The sequence below is a fragment of the Synechococcus sp. BA-120 BA3 genome (genome assembly GCF_034931285.1).
Lineage (GTDB): Bacteria > Cyanobacteriota > Cyanobacteriia > PCC-6307 > Cyanobiaceae > Cyanobium.
In genome coordinates this window covers 1-7349 of record NZ_JAYGHZ010000320.1, presented here as the reverse complement: position 1 = coordinate 7349, position 7349 = coordinate 1, and the positions used below count along the sequence as shown (strand labels likewise).

The following is a 7349-nucleotide window of genomic DNA, read 5'->3' as shown; positions in this document are numbered from 1 at the left end:
GGGCCCCGGCGGCCGCCGGGTCAGCCAGCAGGCGTCCGTGCAGGATCACCGGCTGCGGCCCATCCCCGCCGGCGAGCAGCCGCAGCGGATCGGCCGGACCGGGCTGGAGCGGCCGCAGCTGGGCCTGCACCAGCACCACGAGCAGCAGCAGCAGCGGCAGCAGGGGAGAGCGGGGCATGCTCCAGGGTTCCCGCCGGCGGCCCATGTCCCCGCAGCCATCGACACCCGGGCTGGCGCCACGGGACAATCCAATGGGCAGATCCAGAGGATCGGTGATGCAGCGGCACAGGATCCAGTGGCGACCATGGCCGCTCGCACGGCGGATCAGCCTGCTGGCGCTCCTGCTCACCCTCGGGCTTGGCCTGGGCCTGAGCCTGGAACCAGCCCGTCCCGCCCTGGCCGTCGAGGACGCCACCCCGGCGGAGTCCAGGCCGGGATGCGCGGTCGAGCCCGGCTTCATCGGCCTCGATGGACGCGGTTATCTGGAGATCCGCCGGGCACCGGCGGCCCAGCAGGTGGACGACTATGTCCGGCGCGGCAACGCCCGGCTGCTGGTCCTGGCGCAGGATCGCACCTTCCGGCCCGAGCAGCTCGTGGTGCAGGAGGACCCCCCCTTCTCCCTGGTCGGGTTCAGGGAGCCGGACGGCCGCTTCACCCCGGAGATGGCCGTGGGTGATCGGGAGGCGGCCTGCTTCGGGGTGACGCGGCAGCAGCTGGCGCTGCGCTACCGGGATGGGCTGCGGCAGGCGATCTCCTCGTACCGAAGCACCCACACCTTCAGCGCCTGGATGAAGGGAACGGGCCTGGCGGCCCTGGTGCTGGGGATCTACATCCTCTGGCTTCGGGGCCAGGGGATCCTCAACGAACGGATCCGGCAGCAGATCGCCCAGCGCCAGCGCTTCGTCCTGCAGCGGCTGAGCCGGCTGGGACTCAGCGGCTTCGTCGAGCCCGATCAGGTGCGCGATGTGATGCAGCGCCTGCGCCAGCTGGTCCACTGGAGCCTGATCCTGCTGATCAGCTACCTGCTGATCCCCCTGCTGCTGGGGCTGTTCCCCCCCACCCAGGGCATCGCCGAGGGCCTGCGGGGGCAGATCAAGGACCTGGTGCTGACCTTCCTGGGCGGGGTGGTGCAGGCGATTCCGAACCTGCTCTCGATCGCCGTGATCCTGGCGATCACCATCCTGGTGATCCGGATCAGCAATGCCTGGTTCCAGGCGGTCGACCGCGGCAGGGTCCGCATCCCCGGCTTCTACCAGGAATGGGCCCTGCCCACGGCGCGACTCGTGGCGATCCTGCTCAGCCTGGCGGGTCTGGCGGCGGCCTTCCCCTACATCCCCGGCTCGGGGAGCAAGGTGTTCCAGGGGGCCGGGCTGTTCATCGGCGCTCTGGCGGCCCTGGGCTCCAGCGCGGTGGCCAGCAACATCATCAGCGGACTGATGCTCATCTACACCCGAGCCTTCCGCAAGGGCGACCGGGTGGAGATCAACGGCGTGGTGGGAGTGGTGCAGGACCGGGCGCTGCTGGTGACCCGCGTCCAGACCCCGCGCAACGAACTGGTGAGCATCCCGAACGCCACCGTGATCGGCGCGTCGGTGGTGAACTTCAGCTTCTCCCGGCGGGAGATCAGGCAACCGGTGGCGCTGGCCACCACGATCACCATCGGCTACGACGTGCCCTGGCGGCAGGTGCACGCGCTGATGCTGGGCGCGGCGCGCAGCGTGGAGGGCATCACCGACGAGATCGCGCCGTTCGTGCTGCAGACCTCCCTCAACGACTTCCACATCAGTTACGAACTCACGGCCTTCGTGCGCGATCCGGCCACCTACCGCCAGACCCTCTCGGCGCTGCTGGCGGCCCTGCAGGATCAGTTCGCCGCCGCCGATGTGGAGATCCTCTCCCCCGGCTATCACGCCATCCGCAACGGCAACCGCAGCACCGTGCCGAAGAACGGCTGAGCGATGGGGCCGCCACCATCGGACGCAACGATCAGCCGGTGGAGGCCAACTGCCGCTGCTGCCAGCTCAAAAACAGGGTGCTGACGATCACGGTGATCAGCACGTAGCTGAGCAGGCCGGGAATCAGGCCCGGCAGCCCCTTGCCGTAGGTGAGGGCCAGCTGGGCCGCCAGTCCGGTGTTGCGCATCCCCGACACCAGGGCCACGGTGCGGCGTTCCAGCGGGTCCGATCCCGCCAGGCCGTAGCCGATCGCCAGGCTGAGCACGCTGAGGACGGCCATCCCGGCCAGAGCCACCAGGTTCTGCTGCAGGAAAGGCAGAAGTTGCCGGCCGGCGAGCAGCAGCAGGGCCGCCATCATCACGATCAGCAGCACGGTGGCCAGACCCCCGAGCGCCCGGCTGCAGCGGCGCGCCAGCTCGGGACGCCACTGCCCCAGCAGTACCCCGGCGAGCACCGGCAGCACCTGCACCTTCAGCACCTGGCCCGCCACCTGGCCCGGGGTGATCCCCCAGTCGGCCACCTCCCAGCCCCGCAGAGCGGCGCCGGAGCGGAAGAGCACCTCCATCAGTGGAACCGTGACGATCGCCAGCAGCGCCGCACCGATCTGCAGCCGCGCGGCCAGTTCGGCGGTGCCACCGCTGCTGCGCACCCGGAACAGGATCAGGGGCGCACTGGGGCAGGCCAGCATCAGGGCCATCGCCACCCAGGCGGGCCGGCTCAGCAGCCCATGCAGGGGGAGCAGCACCAGGGCCAGCCCGGCCAGGGGCACGAGCACGCAGGTGCCCAGCAGCACGCGCCCGAGGAAGGCGGGGCGATCCCTGAGCAACAGGAAGGGGTACTGCTTCAGCCCCAGGCCCAGGCTGAACATCAGGGTGACGATCGTGGCCGTGACTAGAACGCCGGCGGCTTCGCGCATGGTGATCAACCGAGAGGGGAACCCATCACCAGCAGCACGAAGGCGAACACTCCGATGAGGGTGAGGGCGATCGCCGTGATGGTGCTGATCGAACGCTGATCGGCATAGAGAAAGTCGTCGCGCCGGATCAGCTTGAGCGTACGCAGATGCTGACGGGTCGCCGCGGCCATCGCCAGGATGCCGACGAGCACGAAACCGATGGAGACCAGGCGCACGCTCAGCCCGGCGTGATCGCTGCCCTCGAAGCGGCTGCTGTTGATGGCGCCGATGATCTTGTCGAGACCGAACCCGAAGCTGATCAGGGAGAGGCAGGTGCGGATCCAGGCCATCAGGGTGCGCTCGGCCGCCGCCCGGTTGCGCTCCTTGGCCAGTTCGTTGTTGAGGTTGGCCATTCAGGAAGAAGGGGACGGGGTGGTGGAACTCTGCTGACGCTGGGCCGCCTCGAACTTCAATTCCAGCTCCACTTCCCGGGCCAGGAAGACGTTGAGGAAGGTGCGGATCACGGCGATGACACCGAGCTGGATCAGGTTCTGGTTGGAGGGGGCCGCGGTGGTGGCGACGATGTCGGCGGCCAGCTGGAACTCCAGGGCCATCGACAGCCAGCTGCCGAAGGTGAGGCGGAGGCTGTTGAAACGCCGGCTGAAGGGTTCACGGCGGTGGCGACCGGGGCCCAGCCGCTGGCGCACGGCCTGGAGCAGCGTGGCCGCGAACCCCAGGGCCACGCACACCAGCGACACGCCTTCGAGCACGAAACGCAGACCGACGGCGAATCGATCGATCCACTCCACCACGGGAAGGTCCGGCACCGATCAGCTCCTCACGACGCAGCGGAAGCCCATGTGGCAGGTGGCGGTGTCGATCCCCTGGGCCATGCGCGCAGCGGGCCGGTAGCGGCGGCAGTAGCTGGGGGCGCAGAGAAAGGAACCGCCCTTCACCACCTTGCGCGGCTGGTTCCCGTGCTGGGAGCCCGCATCGATGCTGGCCTCCCGGCAACACCCACCCGGGTTGGCGACCGTGGCGGCATGGCCGCCGTACCAGTCGTCGGTCCACTCCCAGACGTTGCCGATCATGTCGAGCAGGCCGTAGCCGTTGGGCGGGAAGGACCCCACCGGCGAGGTGCGCTCCCAGCCGTCGAGCAGGCTGTTGTGGTGCGGGAAGTCCCCCTGGAAGGTGTTGGCCATGGGCCGTCCGCCGGGGTGCAGCTCGTCCCCCCAGGCGAACTCACCCTCCTGGCGGCCGCCGCGGGCGGCCCGCTCCCACTCGGCCTCGCTGGGCAGTTGCTTGCCGGCCCAGGCGGCGTAGGCCGTCGCGTCCTCGTGGGCCACGTGCACCACGGGATGGTGCTCCCGCATCCGGATGGAGCTGCCGGGTCCTTCGGGGTGGCGCCAACTGGCCCCCGGCAGGTACTGCCACCAGCGGTAGGGATCGCCGGTCGCCACCGGCCCCGGCGGCGGCACGAACACGATCGAGGCGGGCGCCAGCAGCTCCGGCAGGGCATCGGGATAGGCGGCTGGATCGGCCGGCCTCTCCGCCAGGGTGATGTAGCCCGTGGCCTTGACGAACTTCAGGAACTGGGCGTTGGTGACCGGGGCGCGGTCGATCCAGAACCCCGCCACCGCCACCCGGTGGGCCGGAGCCTCCTCCGGGTAGTGATGGTCGGAGCCCATGGTGAAGGTGCCGCCAGGGATCCAGGCCATGTTCGGGGCCGGCGGGCGCCCCGGCCGGAGAGGCGGGGCCAGTGAACGATCCTTGGCCATGGCGGCTCCGCTGAGCGATTCGTGCCTCAACCGCCGCCGCTCGCCGCGGCGGTCATCTTCTCCATCACCTCCTCGAGCGAGAAGCTGGCCGCCTTCTGACGGGGTGGATACTCCTGGAATGTGGCCAGGAACCGCCCCACGATCGTCTGGGCCGGCACCAGCGCAAAGGCGTGGTCGAGCATCCAGTCCCAGTAGGTGTTGGAGGTGATGTCGGCCCGCTCGTAGGGATCGGTGAGCAGGTTGAAGATCTTGGGCAGACGCAGCACGATGAAGGGTTCCGCCCAGACCTGCAGGGTGCCAGCGGCGCGCTGTTCCATGAACACGAACTTGAAGTTGTCGTAGCGCAGGCCGGTGAGATCACCGTCGTCGGAGAAGTAGAAGAACTCGATCCTGGGGCTCTTGTCGGTCGTGCCCGTCCAGTAGTCGAGCATGTTGTAGCCGTCGAGATGGATCTTGAAGGTTTTCGATCCCACCTGATGGCCGGTGAGCAGCTTCTGCTTGATCTCCGGTTCACCGGCCGCCGCCAGCAGGGTGGGCAGCCAGTCGAGGTGGCTGACGATGCCGGTGAACAGGCTGCCAGGGGCGATACTGCCGGGCCAGCGCACCAGGGCCGGCACCCGGTAGGCCCCTTCCCAGTTGGAGTTCTTCTCGTTGCGGAAGGGGGTCATGCCGGCATCGGGCCAGCTGTTCATGTGCGGCCCGTTGTCGGTGCTGTACATCACGATCGTGTCATCGGCGATGCCCAGCTCATCGAGCAGGTTGAGCATCTCGCCGATGCAGTTGTCGTGATAGATCATCACGTCGTGGTACTCCGACTGCCAGCGCCCTGACTGACCGATGTCCTGGGGTCGGGCGTGGGTGCGGAAGTGCATGTGGGTGGTGTTGAACCACACGAAGAACGGCTCACCGGAGGCCACGGCGTCACGGATGAAGCGCTTGGCTTCGGCCATGAACTCCTCATCGCAGCTTTCCATCCGCTTCTTGGTGAGCGGACCGGTGTTCTCAATGCGCTGGGTGCCGTCGCCATTGGCCCAGCAGTGCAGGACACCACGGGGGCCGAAGTTCTTCTGGAAATCGGGGAAGTCCTCCGGCTTGGGGTAGTCGCGCAGTTCCGGCTCCTCCTCGGCGTTGAGGTGGTAGAGATTGCCGAAGAACTCGTCGAAGCCGTGCATCGTCGGCAGATGCTCGTCGCGGTCGCCGAAGTGGTTCTTGCCGAACTGGCCGGTGCGGTAGCCCAGCGGCTGCAGCAGTTCGGCGATGGTGGGATCCTCGGCGCGGTAGCCCAGCTCGGCGCCCGGCAGCCCCACCTTGCTGAGGCCGGTGCGGAACACGCTCTGGCCGGAGATGAAGGCCGCCCGGCCGGCGGTGCAGCTCTGCTCGGCGTAGTAGTGGATGAAGCGGCCGCCCTCCCTGGCGACCCGGTCGATGTTGGGGGTCTGGTACCCCATCAGGCCGTCGCTGTAGCAGCTGAGGTTGCTCTGGCCGATGTCGTCGCCCCAGAGGATCAGGATGTTGGGTTGGCCGTTGGGCATGGCGGGGAACACCCGGCGGGTGAGGAGTGGGGTAGGAAGGGGCTCTGGTCCCCCCTTGTCACGTGACGGTCGCCACGGATCCAGGGGACACGCCCCCAAAGGATGCACAGGGCGAAACGATCCGAACACTCAGAAAGTGCGGTTTCGCCGCTTCCGTCTCCCGTTCCATCCACGACGTCGCCCACCTGGAAGCGGTGCTCACCCCCCTGCTGCCCGTGCAGCTCACCCAGCTCGCCGGTGGCCGTCTGGGCAGCGAACTGCTGGCCCTCGACCTGGGGGTGCTGCAGGTGGTGCGGCTGCGCTTCGATCGGCCCCTGCACGCGGGTGGGGCCAAACCCAGCGGCCGCCAGCTGATCGCCCTCGACCTGGAAGAGAACCCCGGCAGGCCGGTGATGCGCTCCCATGGTCTGGAGCTGCCGGCTACGGCGTTCTTCGGCCTCGCCGCCGCCGGGGAGATCCACCTCACCACCCCGGAACGCTGCAGCCTGGCGGTGCTGAGCCTGGATCGGGACACGTTCCTGCAGGGGGCCCTGGAGCTGGGCGGCCCCGACCTGGAGGAGTCGCTGGAGGGGACCAACTGGGAGGCGATCGATCCACTGCGCTTCCAGGGGGTGAGAGCCTGCCTGCGGCGGATCTTCCGCCTGGCGGAGCGCTCGCCGGCCCTGCTGGCGGATCCGGCGATCCGCCGCCGGCTGGGCGGGGATCTGGTGCCGCTGCTGGTGGAGGCCCTGGTGCACCGCACCGGCCACGGCGAGCGGCTGGCCCGGCCGCCGGCCCGGATCGAGCTGGTGAAGGCCGCCCAGGCCTGGATGGCGGACCATCCCCACGAACCGATCAGCCTCGATGGGCTCTGCCGGCAGGTGGCGGCCGGTCGCCGCAGCCTGCTGCAGGGGTTCCGGGAGCACCTGGGGATGGGCCCGATGGCCTACCTCAAGATCCGTCGCCTGCACGGCATGCGGCAGGCCCTGCTGGCGGCCGATCCGCAGGCCACGACGGTCGCCGAGCTGGCCGCTCGGTGGGGATTCATGAACGCGGGGCACGTCGCCCGGGATTACCGCCGCCTGTTCGGCGAACATCCCCGGACCAGCCTCCGGGCCTGAGCGGCCTGACCTCCCCTCCCATGAACGAGAGCAAGCCCCGCCCGGCGCCTGTGCTGGCCGGCCTGGCCCTGGCGCTGTCGGCCCTGGGG

General features: G+C 69.2%; 7 protein-coding genes. 2 read left to right on the top strand and 5 right to left on the bottom strand.

All coding sequences use genetic code 11. The annotated features are described in order from the left end of the window. Positions 1-275: 275 nt before the first annotated feature. The gene (locus tag VB737_RS13250; protein WP_500313633.1) at positions 276-1955 is read left to right on the top strand and encodes a mechanosensitive ion channel family protein; all 1680 of its coding nucleotides are present in this window, start codon (positions 276-278) and stop codon (positions 1953-1955) included. Positions 1956-1986: 31 nt separating this feature from the next. On the opposite strand, the gene VB737_RS13245 is transcribed toward VB737_RS13250, so the two are convergent. From VB737_RS13245 to VB737_RS13225, 5 genes are all read right to left on the bottom strand, one after another. Continuing rightward, entirely contained in the window at positions 1987-2871 is an 885-nt protein-coding gene (locus VB737_RS13245) for a bile acid:sodium symporter family protein (RefSeq protein ID WP_500313631.1), read from the bottom strand. Between the two features lie 5 nt (positions 2872-2876). After that, positions 2877-3263 (bottom strand): YidH family protein, encoded by a 387-nt coding sequence (locus VB737_RS13240; protein ID WP_500313629.1) that lies wholly within the window; start codon positions 3261-3263, stop codon positions 2877-2879. Then, positions 3264-3677 carry a DUF1622 domain-containing protein gene (locus VB737_RS13235; RefSeq protein ID WP_500313627.1) on the bottom strand — a complete coding sequence of 138 codons (414 nt, stop codon included), beginning with the start codon at positions 3675-3677 and terminating at the stop codon, positions 3264-3266. Between the two features lie 3 nt (positions 3678-3680). Continuing rightward, positions 3681-4568, bottom strand: coding sequence for a formylglycine-generating enzyme family protein (locus tag VB737_RS13230; RefSeq protein ID WP_500313625.1), 888 nt, complete (start codon positions 4566-4568; stop codon positions 3681-3683). A gap of 86 nt (positions 4569-4654) precedes the next feature. Continuing rightward, positions 4655-6160, bottom strand: coding sequence for an arylsulfatase (locus tag VB737_RS13225; protein WP_500313624.1), 1506 nt, complete (start codon positions 6158-6160; stop codon positions 4655-4657). A gap of 62 nt (positions 6161-6222) precedes the next feature. Between VB737_RS13225 and VB737_RS13220 the strand changes: the two genes are divergently transcribed. Further along, complete coding sequence (locus VB737_RS13220) at positions 6223-7260, top strand: helix-turn-helix domain-containing protein (RefSeq protein ID WP_500313622.1); 1038 nt, start codon at positions 6223-6225, stop codon at positions 7258-7260. Positions 7261-7349: the final 89 nt, after the last annotated feature.